The sequence below is a fragment of the Blautia sp. AF32-4BH genome (genome assembly GCF_003460565.1).
GTDB lineage: Bacteria > Bacillota > Clostridia > Lachnospirales > Lachnospiraceae > Fusicatenibacter > Fusicatenibacter saccharivorans.
The window spans coordinates 119,647-138,245 of the sequence record NZ_QTVL01000009.1 but is presented as its reverse complement, the minus strand read 5'-3'; the positions used below and the strand labels follow the sequence as shown (position 1 = coordinate 138,245).

Annotated in this window: 17 protein-coding genes, 1 pseudogene and 1 riboswitch; of the genes and pseudogenes, 14 read left to right on the top strand and 4 right to left on the bottom strand. The window is 48.7% G+C overall.

Annotated elements, in window-relative coordinates:
* Window positions 1–196 precede the first annotated feature (196 nt).
* The gene (locus DWZ44_RS12580) at window positions 197–406 is read left to right on the top strand and encodes a DUF6198 family protein (protein WP_117761479.1); all 210 of its coding nucleotides are present in this window, start codon (window positions 197–199) and stop codon (window positions 404–406) included.
* 100 nt (window positions 407–506) lie between these two features.
* A riboswitch (THF riboswitch) is annotated at window positions 507–606 on the top strand.
* 66 nt (window positions 607–672) lie between these two features.
* A complete protein-coding gene (locus DWZ44_RS12575; protein ID WP_022461732.1) occupies window positions 673–1,275 on the top strand; it encodes a folate family ECF transporter S component in 603 nt (200 codons plus the stop codon).
* A gap of 192 nt (window positions 1,276–1,467) precedes the next feature.
* On the opposite strand, the gene DWZ44_RS12565 is transcribed toward DWZ44_RS12575, so the two are convergent.
* A complete protein-coding gene (locus DWZ44_RS12565; RefSeq protein WP_117804993.1) occupies window positions 1,468–2,424 on the bottom strand; it encodes a glycoside hydrolase family 43 protein in 957 nt (318 codons plus the stop codon).
* An 80-nt stretch (window positions 2,425–2,504) separates the two neighbouring features.
* Complete coding sequence (arfA, locus tag DWZ44_RS12560; protein ID WP_055217933.1) at window positions 2,505–4,004, bottom strand: arabinosylfuranosidase ArfA; 1,500 nt, start codon at window positions 4,002–4,004, stop codon at window positions 2,505–2,507.
* Between the two features lie 231 nt (window positions 4,005–4,235).
* Here arfA and DWZ44_RS12555 point away from each other — a divergent pair, with 231 nt between their 5' ends.
* The 12 genes and pseudogenes from DWZ44_RS12555 to DWZ44_RS12500 all read left to right on the top strand — a co-directional run bounded on the left by DWZ44_RS12555 (window position 4,236) and on the right by DWZ44_RS12500 (window position 16,453).
* Entirely contained in the window at window positions 4,236–5,075 is an 840-nt protein-coding gene (locus DWZ44_RS12555) for a helix-turn-helix domain-containing protein (protein WP_055217931.1), read from the top strand.
* 88 nt (window positions 5,076–5,163) lie between these two features.
* Window positions 5,164–6,486: a sodium-dependent transporter gene (locus tag DWZ44_RS12550; protein WP_055217929.1), complete on the top strand. Its 1,323-nt coding sequence runs from the start codon at window positions 5,164–5,166 to the stop codon at window positions 6,484–6,486.
* A gap of 176 nt (window positions 6,487–6,662) precedes the next feature.
* A complete protein-coding gene (sufC, locus tag DWZ44_RS12545; protein ID WP_117804992.1) occupies window positions 6,663–7,415 on the top strand; it encodes a Fe-S cluster assembly ATPase SufC in 753 nt (250 codons plus the stop codon).
* Window positions 7,416–7,445: 30 nt separating this feature from the next.
* Window positions 7,446–8,850 (top strand): annotated as a pseudogene (gene sufB, locus DWZ44_RS12540) (Fe-S cluster assembly protein SufB).
* Between the two features lie 13 nt (window positions 8,851–8,863).
* Window positions 8,864–9,922 carry a SufB/SufD family protein gene (locus tag DWZ44_RS12535; protein WP_117804991.1) on the top strand — a complete coding sequence of 353 codons (1,059 nt, stop codon included), beginning with the start codon at window positions 8,864–8,866 and terminating at the stop codon, window positions 9,920–9,922.
* Window positions 9,909–11,126 carry an aminotransferase class V-fold PLP-dependent enzyme gene (locus DWZ44_RS12530; protein ID WP_117804990.1) on the top strand — a complete coding sequence of 406 codons (1,218 nt, stop codon included), beginning with the start codon at window positions 9,909–9,911 and terminating at the stop codon, window positions 11,124–11,126. Before DWZ44_RS12535 ends, DWZ44_RS12530 begins: the two co-directional genes overlap by 14 nt.
* Entirely contained in the window at window positions 11,116–11,544 is a 429-nt protein-coding gene (sufU, locus tag DWZ44_RS12525) for a Fe-S cluster assembly sulfur transfer protein SufU (RefSeq protein ID WP_055217922.1), read from the top strand. Before DWZ44_RS12530 ends, sufU begins: the two co-directional genes overlap by 11 nt.
* A gap of 197 nt (window positions 11,545–11,741) precedes the next feature.
* Complete coding sequence (gene eno / locus DWZ44_RS12520; RefSeq protein WP_055217920.1) at window positions 11,742–13,043, top strand: phosphopyruvate hydratase; 1,302 nt, start codon at window positions 11,742–11,744, stop codon at window positions 13,041–13,043.
* A gap of 207 nt (window positions 13,044–13,250) precedes the next feature.
* Complete coding sequence (locus tag DWZ44_RS18475; protein WP_022462789.1) at window positions 13,251–13,925, top strand: amino acid ABC transporter permease; 675 nt, start codon at window positions 13,251–13,253, stop codon at window positions 13,923–13,925.
* Between the two features lie 3 nt (window positions 13,926–13,928).
* Entirely contained in the window at window positions 13,929–14,672 is a 744-nt protein-coding gene (locus tag DWZ44_RS18470) for an amino acid ABC transporter ATP-binding protein (RefSeq protein ID WP_117804989.1), read from the top strand.
* 122 nt (window positions 14,673–14,794) lie between these two features.
* Window positions 14,795–15,652 carry a transporter substrate-binding domain-containing protein gene (locus DWZ44_RS12505; RefSeq protein WP_117804988.1) on the top strand — a complete coding sequence of 286 codons (858 nt, stop codon included), beginning with the start codon at window positions 14,795–14,797 and terminating at the stop codon, window positions 15,650–15,652.
* Window positions 15,653–15,679: 27 nt separating this feature from the next.
* Window positions 15,680–16,453: a histidinol-phosphatase gene (locus DWZ44_RS12500; protein ID WP_055217914.1), complete on the top strand. Its 774-nt coding sequence runs from the start codon at window positions 15,680–15,682 to the stop codon at window positions 16,451–16,453.
* Between the two features lie 82 nt (window positions 16,454–16,535).
* Here the strand turns inward: DWZ44_RS12500 and DWZ44_RS12495 are convergent, their stop codons facing one another.
* Together DWZ44_RS12495 and DWZ44_RS12490 are read right to left on the bottom strand one after the other, a co-directional pair.
* Window positions 16,536–17,921: an MATE family efflux transporter gene (locus DWZ44_RS12495; protein ID WP_117804987.1), complete on the bottom strand. Its 1,386-nt coding sequence runs from the start codon at window positions 17,919–17,921 to the stop codon at window positions 16,536–16,538.
* Between the two features lie 129 nt (window positions 17,922–18,050).
* Window positions 18,051–18,530: a DUF6465 family protein gene (locus DWZ44_RS12490; RefSeq protein WP_117804986.1), complete on the bottom strand. Its 480-nt coding sequence runs from the start codon at window positions 18,528–18,530 to the stop codon at window positions 18,051–18,053.
* Between the last annotated feature and the right edge of the window lie 69 nt (window positions 18,531–18,599).

The following is an 18,599-nucleotide window of genomic DNA, read 5'->3' as shown; positions in this document are numbered from 1 at the left end:
TATCTAATCCATTTCGGAATAAATATCTTCTGCTTTTAAGTTAATGACATTGTTAAATACTGGGTTTTTGGGATGTGCAATTTTGAGATTTTCCGATAAAATTCGAGTTTCATCTGCTTTCGTTTGTTCCTAATCATTTTCATTCGCCCTCTTCAAATATAGAGTCAATCTTTAAGTCGAAAAAGTCTGCACGAAAGTGCCGTATTCCAGAATTAAAATCGACTTCGATGTGACCTGCCTTATGGTAACCGCATTGCTCACCTTCTTCGGACTTGGAAGAATCGAAGGTCTTGGAATCGGAACGGTAGCAGCTGCTTTTACGATGGGAAAAGGTATTGTGCTGATGGGAAAACTGCTGGATAAAAAGTTTGCGTTTGTCTCCGTTTTATCACCGGAAAGACCGTAAAATGCAGGGCTGATATTTGATCGTAAAAAATTAGAAAAAAATGTAAAATCCTCTTGAAATCAAGGGGATTTTACTATATAATGAGCAGGACAAAAACAACTGCAGAGTAAGTTCATATGCGTAAAGTGCTCCCAGGATAGAGAGTAGCCAGGGAGACGAAAAGAGAAAATCTTGCGGTATATGAATTGCATCTCGCTGCAACAGAAGATAGAGACAAGAGATTATCTCCTATTGTAGTCAGATATCTGTAAAGGAGGTAATTTTTTATGCAGAAAAATGCAAATGAAACAGCAAAAGAAACAAAAAACATGTTTCTGCAGTCAGCAAAAGAGCTGAAAGCAGTCACAACCCTCGCAGCCTGTGCCATGTTCGCAGCGCTGGCGATGATTCTGAACCAGGTAGCATCGATTGATATCGGACCTTATGTCCGCATCGGATTTTCCGGAATCCCGAACCGCCTTGTCGATTACCTGTTCGGACCAGTGACAGGATGTCTTTTCTCCGGCATTCTTGATGTCGTAAAATACTTCCTGAAACCGAGCGGCCCGTTCTTCTTCGGATTCACCTTTAATGCGATGCTGGCATCTTTTATGTATGGATGCTTCTACTATCGCAAAAAACTGACCATCAAACGTGTGCTTGCAGCCAAGTTCATCGTTATGCTGACTGTCAACGTACTGCTGAACACCCTGTGGATCAGCATGCTGTATGGAAAAGGAATCATGGTGCTTCTTCCGGCACGTGCCTTAAAGAACCTGATTATGTGGCCGATCGATTCCATCATTTTCTATAGCCTGACGAAGTTGATCGAGCAGACCGGCGTCTTCCGCATGTTCCATGCAAGAACCGCTGCACAGGCACAGAGATAAAGAAAAATTCAGACACCATCAAAACGATACATTTACCAATCTGCAGAAAAGGTACTGTCCGCCAGAACAAAAAGGAAGCGGATGGGTTTTGTCGGAAAAGAAAAGCGAAAAAGAACTGCGGCAGGAACTTCCCCAAAAGGAAGCCTGCCGCAGTTCTTTTTGTATGAAAATCCCATCAGGCGGACAGCGATTTTACCGATATCCGTGATCTGACCAGTCATGGTTTTTGATCCGCTCGTAATCCTCCTCTGTAATCGGAAGAATCGTTCCATGCTTGTAGCCGTATGGGAACGAGAAGGAAGCATCAGAACGAACAAATTTTCCGGAAGCAAGGCTGTCTGCAACAAACGGCACATATCCCTGGCCGGCACCCGGAACGCCGTAGTAGTCAAGGAACAGACACCATCTGCTGTCATCAAGTTGTACTGCGGTCGGAGCCTCATAGAGACCGCTCTCTACATCTTTCATGCTCTCATCGAAGCTTTCCATCCGCACATACGGGCCGGCCGCATGGTCGGAGCGGAGCAGAATAATTTTCGCCGGATTGCTTTCACTCTTTACGAAAAGATAATAAACCCCATTCTCTTCATAGATCGCCGAATCAATCACGCCGCTGTCCTCTTTTTCGTACAGAACCTGCGGAGCTGAAAAATGAACAAAATCCTTCGTTGTGCTGTAATAGATTTTTTTGGGACCGTAATCGTTTGCTGCATGGGAAGAAGACCAGTGCAGAACGTACTCACCGTTTTCTTTATCGTAAATCAGATCCGGTGCCCAGAGGCAGCCGAAGTCATCATCACCGATTTTTACAAGACGCTGGTCGCTCCAGTTTGCGAGATCCTCTGATTCCCAGACGGAGAAATACTTGCTGCCGTTTCTGCCGATCTCATCCCAGGAATTGTGATACTGATTCCGCATACCGTAAGAAAGACTCAGGTCAGTGGCGAAAATATAATATTTCCCGGTTTCTATGCTGTGAGTGATAGTAAAGTCGCGTACACCCTTATCTCCATAATACGCCCAGAGAACAGGAGCGCCGTCGTTGACAGCTTCCCAGTGGAAACCATCGCGGCTGATGCCGAAATAAACCTGTTCGCCGTCCGGTGTTGTTTTTTCCCGAAAATGAACAAATAAATATGCCTGTGCCATAAAATAAAACTCCTTTATGCATATGTTTGGATGAAAAATTCAGATGTTCTGTTTTTCAGGCCATACCTTATACGGTTCCATTATTTTGTAAGACGGATCACATTCCAGCTGTGTTTTCCAAGAACGGTGTGCATTTTTCCATTCTCCAGTTTGGTGGCATCGGAATGGGTCGGAGTAACGTGGTTCGGATCTGCTTCGGTGTTGACCGCTTTCATATCGTCGTTTGTCAGCACGATGTGCTCAGCCAGACGGCATCCTTCGAACTGACGCAGATCGCAGGAAACCTCCATATCCTCATCCAGGCTCTTGTTGACTGCAAAAATGGTCAGTGCATCGTTTTCCTCATCCCAGATGCAGACAGAATCGAGATACGGAGCTTCGCCGTACGTTTTGCTCTCGTAAACCGGTGTCAAAACCTGTGTATTTAAGACGGTTCCGCGGCCGTATACGCTTGCATGCATGTATGGATAGAAGATCGTCTGACGCCATGCACCGGTATCGGATGTCATGATCGGAGCGATAACGTTGACAAGCTGTGCGAGGCAGGCAATCTTGACACGGTCTGCGTGGCGCAGGAGTGTGATCAGCATGCTTCCGACGAGAAGTGCATCCTCAAAGTTGTAAACATCCTCAAGCTGATGCGGTGCACGTACCCATTTTTCCAGTTTCTGATCCTGTTCATTGCTGTGATACCATACGTTCCACTCATCGAAGGAGAGATTAATCTGTTTTTTGCCGTGTTTTTTTGCTTTGACTGCATCACAGATTGCAACTACACCGGAGATGAAATCATCCATGCCCTTGGAGCTTGCCAGAAAATCGACAGTATCATTTGCATAATTTCCGTAGTACTGGTGTAAAGAAAGGTAATCCACCTCATCATAGCATTCGTCCAGAACCGTATATTCCCAGGAACCGAAAGTTGGCATCGTAAGATTGGAGCTTCCGCAGGCAACAGTTTCAATCGTCGGATCCATGAATTTCATCAGACGGGAAGTCTCTGCTGCAATACGTCCGTACTCAGAAGCGGTCTTATGTCCCATCTGCCACGGTCCGTCCATCTCGTTGCCGAGGCACCAGAGTTTGATGTTGTGTGGATCTTTGTAACCGTGGGATTTTCTAAGATCACTGTAGTAGGTGCCGCCCTTGAAGTTGCAGTACTCCAGCACATTTTTTGCGTCTTCCGGTCCGCGGGTTCCGAGATTGACGGCCATCATGATGTCACTGCCGGCTTTTTTCGACCAGTCAGCAAACTCATTCAGACCGAATTCGTTTGTCTCAATCACGCCCCAGGCAAGATCTGGTTTTGCAGGCCGTTTGTCTTTCGGGCCTACGCTGTCTTCCCAGTGAAAACCGGAGACAAAGTTTCCGCCCGGGTAACGGACGATCGGTACCTGAAGCTCTTTGACAAGATCCAGGGTATCTTTTCGGAAGCCCTGCTCGTCGGAGAGAACACTTCCTTCCTGATAGATGCCCTCGTAAACGGCGCGTCCCAGGTGCTCGATAAAGGAACCGAAGATTCGTTTGTCAACTTTTCCGGTAAGAAAATATTTGTCAATGATAATCTCTGCTTTTTTCATACTTAAAAATCCTCCTGTTAAAAGAAATGTTCGTTTTCAGACACGATCCAGAAAAACAAAGGATCACCGGCGTGTCTATGATTTTATTCCACCGTTTCGCTTTCGCTTTGGATAGTTTCAATTTTAGCAGGAAGATAGAAAAAAACCAGAGATTTTTGTCCGGCAAATTTGACTTTTTTTCCGGTTTTGCGGTAAAATAGGGAGAAGAAAAGAAAAGGGGAAACGAGAAGAATGGAATTTTCAGTTCATATTTGTGAATATAATAGATCCAACGCCGATTATGAGACGATATATCGGCCGGAGGGCAGCGGGGACTATCTGTTTCTGTTGTTTAAAACGCCGATGAAGGTGTATGACAGAACTGCGTTTTTCATTGCACAGGAAAATGCCTGCCTTTTTTACACGCCGGATCACGAGCAGCATTATCAGGCTGTTCAGAAGTTTCGCAACAGCTATGTCCATTTCTGGTGCGGTGAGAATCTGGGTGAAACGTATGGAATTCCGCAGAATACTGTTTTTTATCCGCAGAACACGGAAGCAATTGATGAGCTGATTCGCCTTTTGCAGAGGGAATACATTGTGAAAGATCCATACGCAGTGGAATATGAGGAAGCACTGGTTCGTCAGATGATGATTACGGCATCGCGCGGTATGCGGCTGTACAAGAAAGCGGCAGAGGAGCCGGCCGGACTGTATCAGGAATTCCAGGAGCTGCGCCTTAAGATGTTGAGCCATTATGAGAAAGACTGGACGACAGAAAAGCTTTGCCAGATGGCCAATATGGAAAAAAGCCAGTTTTATTCTTATTATAAACAGTTTTTCAGCAGCACCCCGCACAGCGATCTGATTGAAGTACGGCTCGACAAGGCGAAAAATCTTTTGACAAATCAGGCACTTTCCATCGGACAGACCGCGGAAATCTGCGGTTTTTCCAATCTGTCTCATTTCAGCCGCTATTTCAAACGCCACTGCGGATGTTCTCCGCGGGAATGGCAGCAGCAAGGCGGAAAAAGCATAAAATATAAAGTGAAGTTGCAGGAAGATGAGAAATGCTATAGCTTTTCCCAATAGCTTATGCTAAAATATTCAGAAGATGTTGGAGTCAAAAGGTACTTTGGCCATGATATCTTCAGAAAAAGTAAGAAAAAGGGAGAGCAGTATGAAAAAGAGAGAGTCATTTAACAGTCGGTGGGGATTTATCCTGGCCTGCATCGGTTCTGCAGTTGGAATGGGCAACATCTGGATGTTCCCTACCCGGGTTTCCTTGTACGGAGGAGGTTCCTTTCTGATTCCGTATTTCCTGTTCGTTGCACTGATCGGCTTTACCGGTGTGAGCGGGGAGATGAGTTTTGGCCGTGCCACAAGATCCGGTCCGGTTGATGCGTTCGGTTTTGCATGTGAAACGAAAGGAAAACGAAAAGCCGGAGAGGCGCTTGGTCTGATTCCGGTGCTGGGTTCCCTGGCAATGGCGATCGGTTATACGGTTGTCATGGGGTGGATTTTCAGGTACATGATCGGAACCTTTACTGGAAAGACACTGTCAGCTGTGAGCGTAGAGGATTTTGCCGGAGCGTTTGAATCCATGGCATCTGCGTTTGGAAACAATTTCTGGCAGATCGTAGCTCTTGTGGTTGCGATGGTCATTCTGGCATTTGGTGTTGGTAAGGGAATTGAGAAGGTCAATAAGGTGCTGATGCCTGTTTTCTTTCTCCTGTTTGTTGCACTTGGTATCTATGTTGCCTTTCAGCCCGGTGCAGCGGATGGATACCGTTATATTTTCCGTGTGGAACCAAAAGCACTTGCAGATCCGAAGACCTGGATTTTTGCACTTGGTCAGGCATTCTTTTCCCTGTCTGTAGCCGGAAACGGAACACTGATCTATGGTTCCTATTTGTCAGATGGAGAAAATATTCCGGCCGCCGCCGGAAGAGTAGCATTTTTTGATACGCTCGCTGCTATGCTTGCTGCGCTGGTTATTATCCCGGCGATGGCAACTACGGGAGCACAGTTAAATACAGGAGGACCTGGACTTCTGTTCATTTTCCTTCCGAATTTGATAAAGTCTATGCCGGGTGGCGCGCTGATCGCAATCGTTTTCTTTGTCGCTGTCTTTTTTGCCGGCCTTACCTCTCTGATTAACCTGTACGAAGCACCGATTGCAACGGTACAGGAAAAATTTCATCTCGGAAGAGTAGCAGCCTGCGGTGTGATCGGGGTTATCGGTGTGGTCGTATCTCTTCTGATCCAGGGCATTGTATCCCAGTGGATGGATGTTCTGTCGATCTACATCTGCCCGCTCGGCGCCGGCCTTGCCGGAGTCATGTTCTTCTGGATCTGCGGAAAGAAGTATGTGCAGTCCCAGGTAGACAAGGGAAGAAGCAGCAAATTCACGGATCTGTATTATCCGATCTGCAAATATATCTACGTGCCGATCTGTGTGCTGGTTCTGATTCTCGGAATCGTGCTGGGCGGAATCGGCTGAAACAATGTTGATAGAAAACGCGCCTGTCGTGCGGAAAAAAAGATCCGGCGGCAGGTGCGTTTTTTGATAAAATTTTTCAAATATATAAATCCGATTGAAATACTCGGAAAAAAGGTCTACAATCGGAGGCGAAAACAGAGATTTTAACCTCGAAGCAAAATAAGGAGGATATCAATATGGGAAAAAATCTTTTAACAGTGAAAGATTTAACGGTAAATGTAGAAGAAAAAGAGATCCTGCACGGCGTCAATCTTACGATTGGAAAAGGGGAGACGCATGTGCTGCTTGGACCGAATGGTACCGGAAAGTCGACGCTTGGCAATACGCTGCTCGGCAATCCGAAATATAACGTGACACGCGGCGAAATCTGGTTCCAGGGAAAGAACATCACAGAAGAGCCGGTCAATGAACGCGCCAAAATGGGACTGTTTCTCTCGTTTCAGAATCCGCTTGAGGTGCCTAGCGTAACCTTAAGCTCTTTTATCCGCAGCGCCGTCGAGTTAAAAACCGGCAAACGGATGCGTCTGTTTGAGTTCCGGAAAGAACTGGAAAAAGCAATGGAAGTTCTGCAGATGGATCCGTCGTATGCAGACCGTGATCTGAATGTCGGATTTTCCGGCGGTGAGAAAAAGAAAGCCGAGATCTTGCAGCTTCTGATGCTCGAGCCGTCCCTTACCATTCTCGATGAGACCGACTCCGGCCTGGATGTCGATGCGGTCCGCACCGTTTCTGCCGGAATTGAGGCATACCGCAGAAAATGCGGAGGAAGTCTTCTGATCATCACGCACAGCACGAAGATTCTGGAATCACTGATGGTGGATCAGACCCACATCATGGTGGAAGGTGAAATCGTCAAAACCGGCGATGCATCTCTTGTAGAGGAGATCAACCGGGACGGATTTGGAAAATACGAAAAGTCACTGGCGTAAAACCGAAGGTACAGAAAGGATGAAAACGCTGTGAGAGAAAAAAGTTATGTAGAGGATATTGACCGAAGCATCTATGATTTCAAAGACGATGAAAAGGATGCCTATAAAGTAAAAGCCGGCCTGACGCCGGAAATTGTACAGAAAATTTCGGATGAGAAGAAAGACCCTGCCTGGATGCAGTTGTTCCGTCTGCATTCTTTACAGATCTACAACCAGATGCCGATTCCGGATTGGGGTCCGTCGATTGAGGGTCTGAACATGGATGACATCGTAACGTATGTCCGCCCGAATACGAAAATGAAAGCAAAGTGGTCCGATGTGCCGGATGACATCAAAAATACGTTTGAGCGTCTCGGCATCCCGCAGGCAGAGCGGAAATCACTCGCCGGCGTGGGCGCACAGTATGATTCGGAGCTGGTCTATCACAACGTCCGCGCGGAAGTTGCGGCGCAGGGTGTTGTCTATACCGATATGGAGAGTGCGCTGCATGGTGAGTACGCGGATATGGTGCGGAAACACTTTATGAAACTGGTGAAACCGACCGATCACAAATTTGCCGCACTGCACGGAGCCGTCTGGTCCGGCGGTTCGTTTGTCTATGTGCCGAAGGGGGTTTCCGTGGAAATCCCGCTGCAGTCGTATTTCCGCCTGAATGCGCCGGGCGCAGGCCAGTTCGAGCATACGCTGATTATTGTCGATGAGGACGCGGACCTTCACTTTATCGAGGGCTGTTCCGCACCGAAATACAATGTGGCCAACCTCCATGCCGGATGTGTGGAGCTGTTTGTCGGAAAGAATGCAAGACTCCGTTATTCTACGATTGAAAACTGGTCGAAGAATATGTACAACCTGAACACGAAGCGCGCAGGTCGAGGAGGGCGGAAAAATCGAGTGGGTTTCCGGTTCATTCGGCTCCCACGTTTCCTACCTGTACCCGATGAGCGTGCTGAAAGGAAGAGGCGCAAAGATGGAATTTACCGGCATCACGTTCGCCGGTAAGGGCCAGAATCTCGATACCGGAGCGAAGGTTGTCCACAGCGCGCCGGATACGAGTTCCTATATTAACACGAAATCGATCTCGAAGGACGGCGGCATCAGCACCTTCCGTTCGTCAGTCTCTGCAACAAAAGCGGCAAAGAACACGAAATCAGCCGTTTCCTGCCAGTCTCTGATGCTCGATGATATCTCCCGGTCGGACACGATTCCGGCGATGGATATCCGTACAAAAGATGCGAACATCGGCCATGAAGCACAGATCGGAAGCATCAGCGATGAAGCCGTCTTTTATCTGATGTCGCGCGGCATGACGGAAGAGGATGCGAGAGCGTGCATCGTCAGCGGATTCGCGGATGATGTTTCAAAAGAACTGCCGCTGGAGTACGCGGTGGAGATGAACAATCTGATCCGCCTCGAGATGAAGGGCAGCATTGGATAAGGAGGCCAGACACATGGAAGAACAGAACAGCATGAAAATCAACCAGCTTCCATCGAAAACATGGTACTGGCTGGGATTAAATGATACAAAAGTAAAATGGGCGGCGGGTGCGCCGTGTGAAATCTGCGCGGAAGAGCCGTCTGCGGATGATGAGATAACGGGTTTTCCGGAAGCTATGAATACCGGGGCAGGAAAAGAGACGGATGTCCTTTTTGCACCGGAGCAGACGAAAAACTGGAGTGTCTCTGCAAAGGAGGGGCAGACGAAACAGGTCACGCTTTCCATCGGACAGGGAAAAGAGACGGTTTCATCCGGAAAGATCCGCGCGGCGGCAGAAGAGGGAGCTTCCCTTACCGTTTTCGAGGTATTTGAACCGGCACAGGCAGCGGGACAGCTCGCGGTGCGGACAGAACTTTACGCGAAAAAAAACAGCCGCATCCGGCTCGTGCAGGTGATGATGCGCGGTGAGGGACAGGAGCTTTTAAATGATGTCGGATGCATCTGCGAGGAAAATGGTGCACTGGATCTTTTACAGGTCGTTGTCGGAAAAGGCGATGTCTATGACGGTATCTGGACCGAACTGCAGAAGGATCACGCATCACTGCAGGCAGAAATCGGCTATCTTCTGCAGAATCAGCAGAAATTTGATGTCAATCTGAATGTGCGCCACTTCGGAAAAGTAACCAAGAGCACGATCCAGGCAGACGGAACGCTGATGGATGCGGCGGAAAAGATCTTCCGCGGCACAATCGACTTTGTGCGCGGTTCGGCAGATTCCGTCGGAGCAGAGACAGAACAGGTATTGCTGCTCGGCGATGATGTAGTCAACAAGACGATTCCTGTGATCCTCTGTGCAGAGGAAAACGTACAGGGAAGCCACGGCGCGGCAATCGGAGAACTCGATGAAGAGACACTGTTTTACTTCGGTGCGCGCGGCATGGACCGTACACAGGCAGAAAATACGATAGCGCGGGCGAAACTGGAAGCAAAAATCCAGAAAATCGGCGATGCGGACATCGAACAGAAAGTAAAAACACAGCTTGCGGAGGTGCTTGACCGTGACAACAGATAACATCAGAAAAAATTTCCCGCTTCTGCAGCAAATGGACACGATCTATCTGGACAACGCGGCGACGGCACAGCGCCCGTCATGCGTTCTTGCTGCAGTACAGGAATTTTACGAACAGAAAAATGCAAATCCTCTGCGAGGCTTCTATCCTTTAAGCCTGGAGGCGACGGAGAGCTATCAGGAGGCAAGGAAGACCGTACAGGAGTTTATTCATGCAGAAGAGCCGGAGGAGATTATTTTTACCCGGAATACAACGGAAAGCCTGAACCTTGTGGCATACAGCTATGGCCTGAACTTTTTAAAGGAAGGCGACGAGATCGCTGTAACAATCATGGAGCATCACAGCAATCTGCTTCCGTGGCAGATGGTGTCGCGTATGACTGGGGCGAAGCTCCATTATCTGGAATGTACCAGTGAGGGCGAGCTGACCGATGAGGAGCTCCAAAAGGGCATTAATGAGAGAACACGTCTTGTGACTGTTGCGCAGGTATCGAATGTGCTCGGCTGCGTGAATCCGCTCCAGAAAATCACGGAGATGGCGCACCGCGTAGGAGCCGTTGTCGTTGTGGACGGCGCCCAGAGCGTTCCGCATATGCCGGTCGACGTACAGGCGCTGGATGCAGATTTTCTCGCCTTTTCCGGCCATAAGCTGATGGGCCCGATGGGAATCGGCTGTCTGTATGGAAAACGGGAACTGCTGGAAAAAATGCCGCCGTTTTTAACCGGAGGCGAGATGATCGATTCCGTTCACCGCGACGGAGCCGTTTTTGCACCGGTTCCGCAGAAATTTGAGGCGGGAACGGTAAATGCAGCCGGTGCGGTGGGGCTGGCCGCAGCGATCCGGTATCTGCAGGAAAAAGGATTTGATTATATCCAGAAAAAAGAGCTGGAACTGACGCAACATGCTATGGAAGGACTCGGCGCGCTGCCGTACGTTCATATCCTCGGTTCCAAAGATCCGGCCAACCATACGGGCATCGTTTCGTTTACGATTGACGGCGTGCATCCGCACGATGTGAGCGAAATTCTTTCTTCTGACGGCATCGATGTGCGGGCAGGCCACCACTGTGCACAGCCGCTTCTGGAATATCTTGGCGTCCGAAGTTCGACAAGAGCCAGCATGATGTTTTATAATACACCGGAAGAGATTGATGCACTGATCGAAAGTGTATCCACAATCAGAAGGAGAATGGGCTATGGAGAGTAGAGGATTTTATAACGAAATTTTGACGGAGCACAATCTGCGTCCGGAATTCAAGCATGATCTGCCGGATGCGGACATCGTACTCGAGGGCGTCAACCCAAGCTGCGGCGATGATATCTGGCTGAAATTAAAAGTCGACGGCGATGTGATCACGGACGGTGCGTTCGTGGGCGACGGCTGTGCGATTTCGCAGGCATCGGCGGACATTATGCTCGGCATGATCATCGGAAAGACGAAGGACGAGGCACTGCGCCTGGGAAATCTGTTTCTGCGCATGATCAAAGGAGAAGCATCCGACGAGGAGATTGACGAACTCGAGGAGGCTGGTGCACTGAAGGACATCTCCCACATGCCGGCAAGAGTGAAATGTGCAGTGCTTGGATGGCATACGCTGGAAGAGGCATTTAAACAGGAAAAATAAGAACAGAAAAACTTTTTGCATTTCTGAGAAAAAGTATCACTTTACCCACTTGCAATTTTTAAAAAATTAGTTATAATGAATTATAGTTAGTAAAGGCTAACCAAAGTGAATCAATCATTGTTATCTCCCGTCTGCGGATCCTGGACACTTCGCAGGCGGGAAACTCCAGAAACAAACGAGAAAGGAGCACACGAAAAGTGAAGAGCCTGAAAATTGAGGAAGTAAAAGGAAGAGAAATTCTGGATTCCAGAGGAAACCCAACCGTAGAAGCTGAGGTTGTTCTTGCAGGAGGCGTTGTAGGACGCGGCATGGCACCAAGCGGCGCATCTACCGGTGAGTTTGAGGCACTGGAATTACGAGATGGAGATAAAGCAAGATACCTTGGAAAAGGTGTGCAGAAAGCAGTAGAAAACATCAACACCGTCATCAACGATACCTTAAAAGGTATGGATGCATCCGATACCTACGCTGTAGATAAAGCTATGATCGATGCGGACGGAACAAAGGATAAATCCCGCCTGGGTGCAAACGCCATTCTGGCTGTATCCATTGCCTGCGCAAGAGCAGCAGCAAACGCACTTGAGATTCCGCTGTACCGCTTCTTCGGCGGCGTTTCCGGAAATCGTCTGCCGGTTCCGATGATGAACATCATCAACGGCGGATGCCACGCACTTTCTTCCGGCCTGGATGTACAGGAGTTCATGATCATGCCGGTTGGAGCATCTTCTTTCAAAGAGTGCTTAAGATGGTGCGCTGAGGTCTTCCATGCACTGGCTGCCATCTTAAAAGAGCGCGGACTGGCAACATCGGTTGGAGATGAAGGCGGTTTTGCACCGGCTCTGAAATCCGATGAAGAAGCCATCGAGACCATTCTTGAGGCAGTGAAAAAAGCAGGCTACGAGCCAGGCAGAGACTTCAAGATCGCGATGGATGCTGCTTCCTCCGAGTGGAAGACAGGAACCAAGGGTGAATACAAACTGCCGAAAGCCGGCACTGTATTTACTTCCAAAGAGCTGATCGCTCACTGGAAAGCACTGGTAGAGAAATATCCGATCATCTCCATCGAGGATGCTCTGGATGAAGAAGACTGGGAAGGCTGGAAAGAGCTGACCGCAGAGCTTGGCGGAAAAGTACAGCTTGTCGGTGACGACCTGTTTGTAACCAATACTGAGCGTCTGGCAAAAGGTATCTCCCTTGGCTGCGGAAATTCCATCCTGATCAAACTGAACCAGATCGGTTCTGTATCTGAGACCCTTGAGGCAATCAAAATGGCTCACAAAGCAGGCTACACCGCAATTTCCTCCCACCGTTCCGGTGAGACCGAGGATACCACCATCGCAGACCTGGCTGTTGCCCTGAACACCTGCCAGATCAAGACCGGTGCACCGAGCCGTACCGAGCGTGTTGCAAAATACAACCAGCTTCTCCGAATCGAAGAAGAACTTGGAACGGCCGCTGTATACCCTGGTGCAAGAGCATTTAATGTGACACAGGACTAAGCAGTAAATAACATAATACCATAAAAAAAGACAAGATCCTTCCTCTTAAAACCAACCATAAATAAGTGTCCCCGGGGCCGTTGAAAAACGTGTTTCCCGGGGATTCTTGCATGCGGGGGAGGGGTATATGAAAAAACACTTGACTTGAAGCGGACTTGAAGTGTTATCCTATCTAGGAAAATGTAAAAATAAGGGGGATATATCGAAATGAGCGAAAGATTATGGAATATTCTTCTGGATTCTTTCTGGAAAATCTTTCTGCCGGGCCTTAAGGTGACGATTCCGCTTACTGTAATCTCGTTTTCCATTGCACTTGTAATTGCGACGGCAATGGCTATGGTACAGTTTGCAAACATCAAAGGCCTTCGTCAGATTGCACGTTTCTATATCTGGATTTTCCGCGGAACCCCGCTTCTGGTCCAGCTTTTCGTTGTGTTTTACGGACTTCCGCGCGCCGGTATTCTGATCGATCCGTTTCCGGCGGCAGTTCTCGTCTTTTCCCTGAATGAGGGCGCCTACAGTGCCGAGACGATGCGTGCGGCCCTGGAAGCCGTTCCGGCAGGCCAGCTCGAAGCCGGCTACTGTGTCGGCATGTCGTATCTGCAGATCATGCGGAGAATTATCCTTCCGCAGGCGATGCGCACCGCTTTCCCGCCGCTTTCCAACTCTCTGATCGCCATGGTAAAGGATACTTCCCTTGCCGCAAATATCACCGTAACGGAGATGTTTATGGTAACGCAGCGGATTGTAGCGCGCACCCATGAGCCGCTGGCACTGTATATTGAAGTAGGACTGATCTACCTGCTGTTCTCCACTGTGCTCACGAAGCTGCAGGGAATCGGAGAGAAGAAACTGAGTACATATCAGAAAAAAGGGGAATAAGCCATGCTGGAAATTAAAGGATTAAAGAAAGCGTTCGGCAGCCTGGAAGTATTAAAAGGTGTAGATTTAAAAGTAAAACAGGGCGATGTTGTTGCAATCCTCGGTCCGAGTGGTTCGGGAAAAACGACGATGCTGCGCTGTGTCAACTTTCTGGAGCATGCGGACGGCGGCAGCCTGATCTTTGACGGGAAAGAATATCCGTTCTACAACATCAGCAAAAAAGATATCGCGGCGATCCGTCAGAAAACCGCATTTGTATTTCAGAACTATAACCTGTTCCTGAACAAAACAGCCCTTCATAACGTAACCGAGGGCCTGATCATCGGCAGAAAAATGCCAAAAACCAGGGCGGAGGAAAAAGCGCGTGCAGCGCTTGAAAAAGTAGGCATGCTGGACCGTGCGGACTACTATCCGCATCAGCTTTCCGGCGGACAGCAGCAGAGGGTGGCAATCGCCCGTGCACTGGCAACCGATCCGGAAATTATCTATTTTGATGAGCCGACCTCAGCACTCGACCCGGAGCTGACCGGCGAGGTGCTTGGTGTTATGCGCCAGCTTGCCAAAGAGGGAATGACAATGCTCGTTGTCACGCATGAGATGGGCTTTGCAAGAAACGTTTCGAACAAAGTTGTCTTTATGGAAAACGGCGTTGTCGTTGAGGAAGGTCCGTCGAAGGAATTTTTCGCAAATCCGCGGGAAGAGCGGACGAGAACATTTTTGCAGAATATTGAACAGCATTACGAGTAAGGTATCCCGCAAAGCGGCAAATCCTGCCCGGAGCACGGAATCCGGACAGTTTGCAATAAAGAAAACAGAAGAAGCAAAGGCAGCTTCTTCCAGAACAAAACAAAAAAGGAGTGGCGAATATTATGAAAAAGAAAATGGCAGCAGTATTTCTGGCAGGTATCCTGACATCATCCTTTTTACTGACCGGATGCGGAAACAGCACGGCAGATAACAGCAGTGCTTCTTCCTCTTCATCAGCATCTTCCGCAAGTGCGTCTGGGGATCTTTTAGAGCAGATCCAGAGCAAGGGTGAGATCGTTGTGGCAATGGAAGGGACCTGGGCACCGTGGACGTATCACGATGAGGACGACAACCTGGTCGGCTATGACGTAGAAGTGGCACAGCAGATCGCAGAGAAACTCGGCGTGAAAGCAACCTTTGTAGAGGGTGAGTGGGATGGCCTTCTTGCAGGAATCGATTCCGGCCGGTACGATATCATGGTAAACGGCGTAGATATCACAGAGGAGCGCGCTGAGAAATACAGCTTTTCCGATCCATACGCATACAACCGCACCGCTGTTATCGTAAACTCTGCTAACGATGAAATCCAGTCCATGGAGGATCTCGACGGAAAGAGCACTGCGAACACCATTTCCAGTACGTATGCAGAAGTTGCCGAGAAATATGGCGCAGCCGTTACCGGTGTTGACGATCTGGAGCAGACTTTCGAGCTTCTCTTAAGCGGCCGTATCGATGCAACTCTGAACGCAGAGGTAACGTATTACGATTATATGAAAGCACACCCGGATGCAGAGATCAAAATTGCATGTCTCGATCCGGAATCCACAAAAGTCGGTATTCCGATGAAAAAAGGCGATGAGACCAAGACGCTGCTTGAGGCAGTCAACAAAGCACTTGGCGAGCTCGCAGAAGACGGAACACTGACAGAGCTTTCGGAAAAATATTTTGGAACGGATATCTCCAAAGAAGCAGCAGAATAAGATACAAAATAAAGAAGGTTACAGATCATGATTGCAAATTACCATACCCATACATGGCGGTGCCGCCATGCGGACGGAACGGAGCGGGAGTATGTGGAGCGCGCGATTGAGGGCGGCCTTAAAATTCTCGGTTTTTCCGACCATTCGCCTTATCCGTTCCCGGACGGCTACGATTCCGGCATGCGGATGCGGCTCGATCAGGTGGAAGGCTATGTAGACACCGTGCTGGCATTGAAAAAAGAGTATGACAAGGATATTGAAATCCATCTCGGACTCGAAACAGAGTATTTCCCGAGATTCTGGGATCAGCTGATTGATTTTTTGTCGGACTATCCGTTTGAGTACTTTGTGCTTGGCCAGCACAGCCTGGGAAATGAGATCGAAAAGATTCTCTACAGCGGCCATGGAACAACAGACGGAAGCTACCTGAAACAGTATGTGGACCAGTGCCTGGCAGGCATCGATACCGGAAAATACCTGTATCTGGCACACCCGGATCTCTTTTTATTCAACGGCGACGAAGCAGTGTTCGACCGGGAATACCGGAGACTCTGCCGTGAGGTGAAAAAGAGAAACATTCCGCTGGAGATCAATTTCCTTGGTCTGATGGAAGAAAGATGGTATCCGAACGAGAAGTTCTGGAAGATCGCCGGCGAAGAAGGAAACACCGCCGTTTTCGGCTGTGATGCCCATACGCCGAAAGCCGTCTGGAATCCGGAGACGGAACAGAAGGCACTGCAGCTGGCAGCAAAATACGGTCTGAAAGTACAGGAAACCGTTCCGATGCCGAAGACATTTTAACAGAAGCAGAAAAAGCTGTTCTTTTCTGGTGAGAGTTTTGAAAACTCCGCGGAAAAGAACAGCTTTTTTGATATGAGATTTTTTATGCTTTTTTTGTGTGCATCAGCCGTACCGCCTCTTCCCGCTGTTTCAGAATCTTCTGAATCGAAGTCCAGTAAACGATCATTGAGACAACCGGCCCGATCAGGTCGGAAATAGGTTCCACGTAGAAGATGTTTTCCAGTGCAAAGAACCGCGGCAGAAGAAACAGAGCGGTAAAGTAGACGAATTTCCGGAAGAAGGAGAGTGCAAACGAATAGCGCACGCGGCCCATTGCAGTAAAGCCGTCTACAATCTCGTACTGAATGCCGAGCGGAATGACTGAGAGTGTCGAAATATGGATCGCGCGGACCACCATCGAGACGATCTGCGGATCGGAAGTAAAAAGCTGCGCAAACAGCGTTCCGGCGGCATTGGAGACGAGGAACATCAAGGTCGTAAATCCGGCACAGAGTGCGATGATGGTTTTCTGTGCCTCAAGAATACGCCTGGAATTTCCAGCTCCATAATTGTATGCGAGGATTGACTGCGTTCCGCCGCTGATTCCGCCGAGCGGCATCGTAATAATCAGCATAAAGCTCTGAACGATCGTTGCACAGGTGATGAAGCTGTCTCCCTGTCCGGCGGGTGCATACCGCTGCAGGACGGCGTTCATCGCAATGATCATCACATTGTCGATGGCAATGATTAGAAACGGAGTAAAACCGACTGTCAGAATGCGTTTCATGATCGCAAATGAATACCCGCCGAAGGTGATGCGGATCGGAATCGTCTTTTCGAACAGAATATGCAGCACATACAGACAGCTTGCGATCTGGGAGAGCACGGTTGCAATTGCCGCGCCGCGCACGCCGAGATGCAGAACGAAGATAAACACAGGGTCCAGCAGCAGATTCAGGACGGCGCCTAGCAGAACAGATTTCATTCCCTCACTGGCAAAGCCCTGGCAGATCACAAACTGGTTCAGGCCGGTCGATAAAAGCGCAAACACAGAGCCGGAAACGTAGATCATAAAATAGGCTCTGGCATAAGGATACGTAACGGTGCTGGCTCCGAATGCCATCAGCATCGGGCGGGTTAAAAAAAGCGCCGCGGCTGTCAGAACGAGGGACAGGGAAACAAGCATCAGAAACGCATTAGCCAGGATGCGGGATGCCTCTTTTTCATTTTTCTCTCCGAGCCGGATGCCGAGCAGCGGCGCGCCGCCGACCCCGATGAGGGAGGAGAACGCGCCGATCATGGTAAGAATGGGACCGCAGACGCCGACACCCGCGAGCGCCAGATCACCGACAGAGGCAATGTGGCCGATGTACATACGGTCTACAATGCTGTACAGAACACTCACGAACTGTGCCAGCATGCTCGGAAAAGCAATACGGGGAACCAGCTTTCCGATCGGGTCGGTTCCGAGATGGTTTACAGTTTTCATAGAAAAATACCTTGTCGTTTTTTAGGTTTGGGAACAGACAGCAAAAAACATGCCCGAAACAAAATCCGGAAGACTTTGTTTCGGACATGCCGCTTTTGGTCTGTTCTGATAGATCAGCTGACAGAAAAATTATTCAGCAAGAGTGGTCAGATCTACTTTGAAATCGTCAGATCCCTGTCCGTCTACGGTGTAGTAAGCTGCTCTCTGCTCTGCGTTCAGGTAGATTTTGATCTCGCCTTTTAATCCGTTTGCTTTTACTTCTTTTTTGATGACTGCTTCGAGGTCTTTCATAGATACTTTTGTCTCGAAGATCTCAAGAACGGTATCAGATACTTTTGTCATTTTACGTGGGGTTTTGGTTGCTTCTGCCATGGTTTCCGCGGTCTCCTTTTTTACTGTTTTTTTAACGGTTTCTTTTTTGGTTGCTTTTTTCGGCTCTTTTGCAGCTTCTGCTTTTCCTTCGGCTGCTTCTGTATGTAAGGTTTTTTCAGTCGTTGGTTTTACTTCTTTTGCCGGTGCCGCTGTCTTTACAACGGTTTCCGCTGTTTTTGCAGCTTCTGCAGCCTGCTGTTTCGCTTTGGCCATTTTTTTCATGGTTCTTTTATTCATTTTATTCACTCCTCTATGCGATATCTCTAATAAATTACCATGTTTTTTGCCTTCTGTCAAATTTAAATT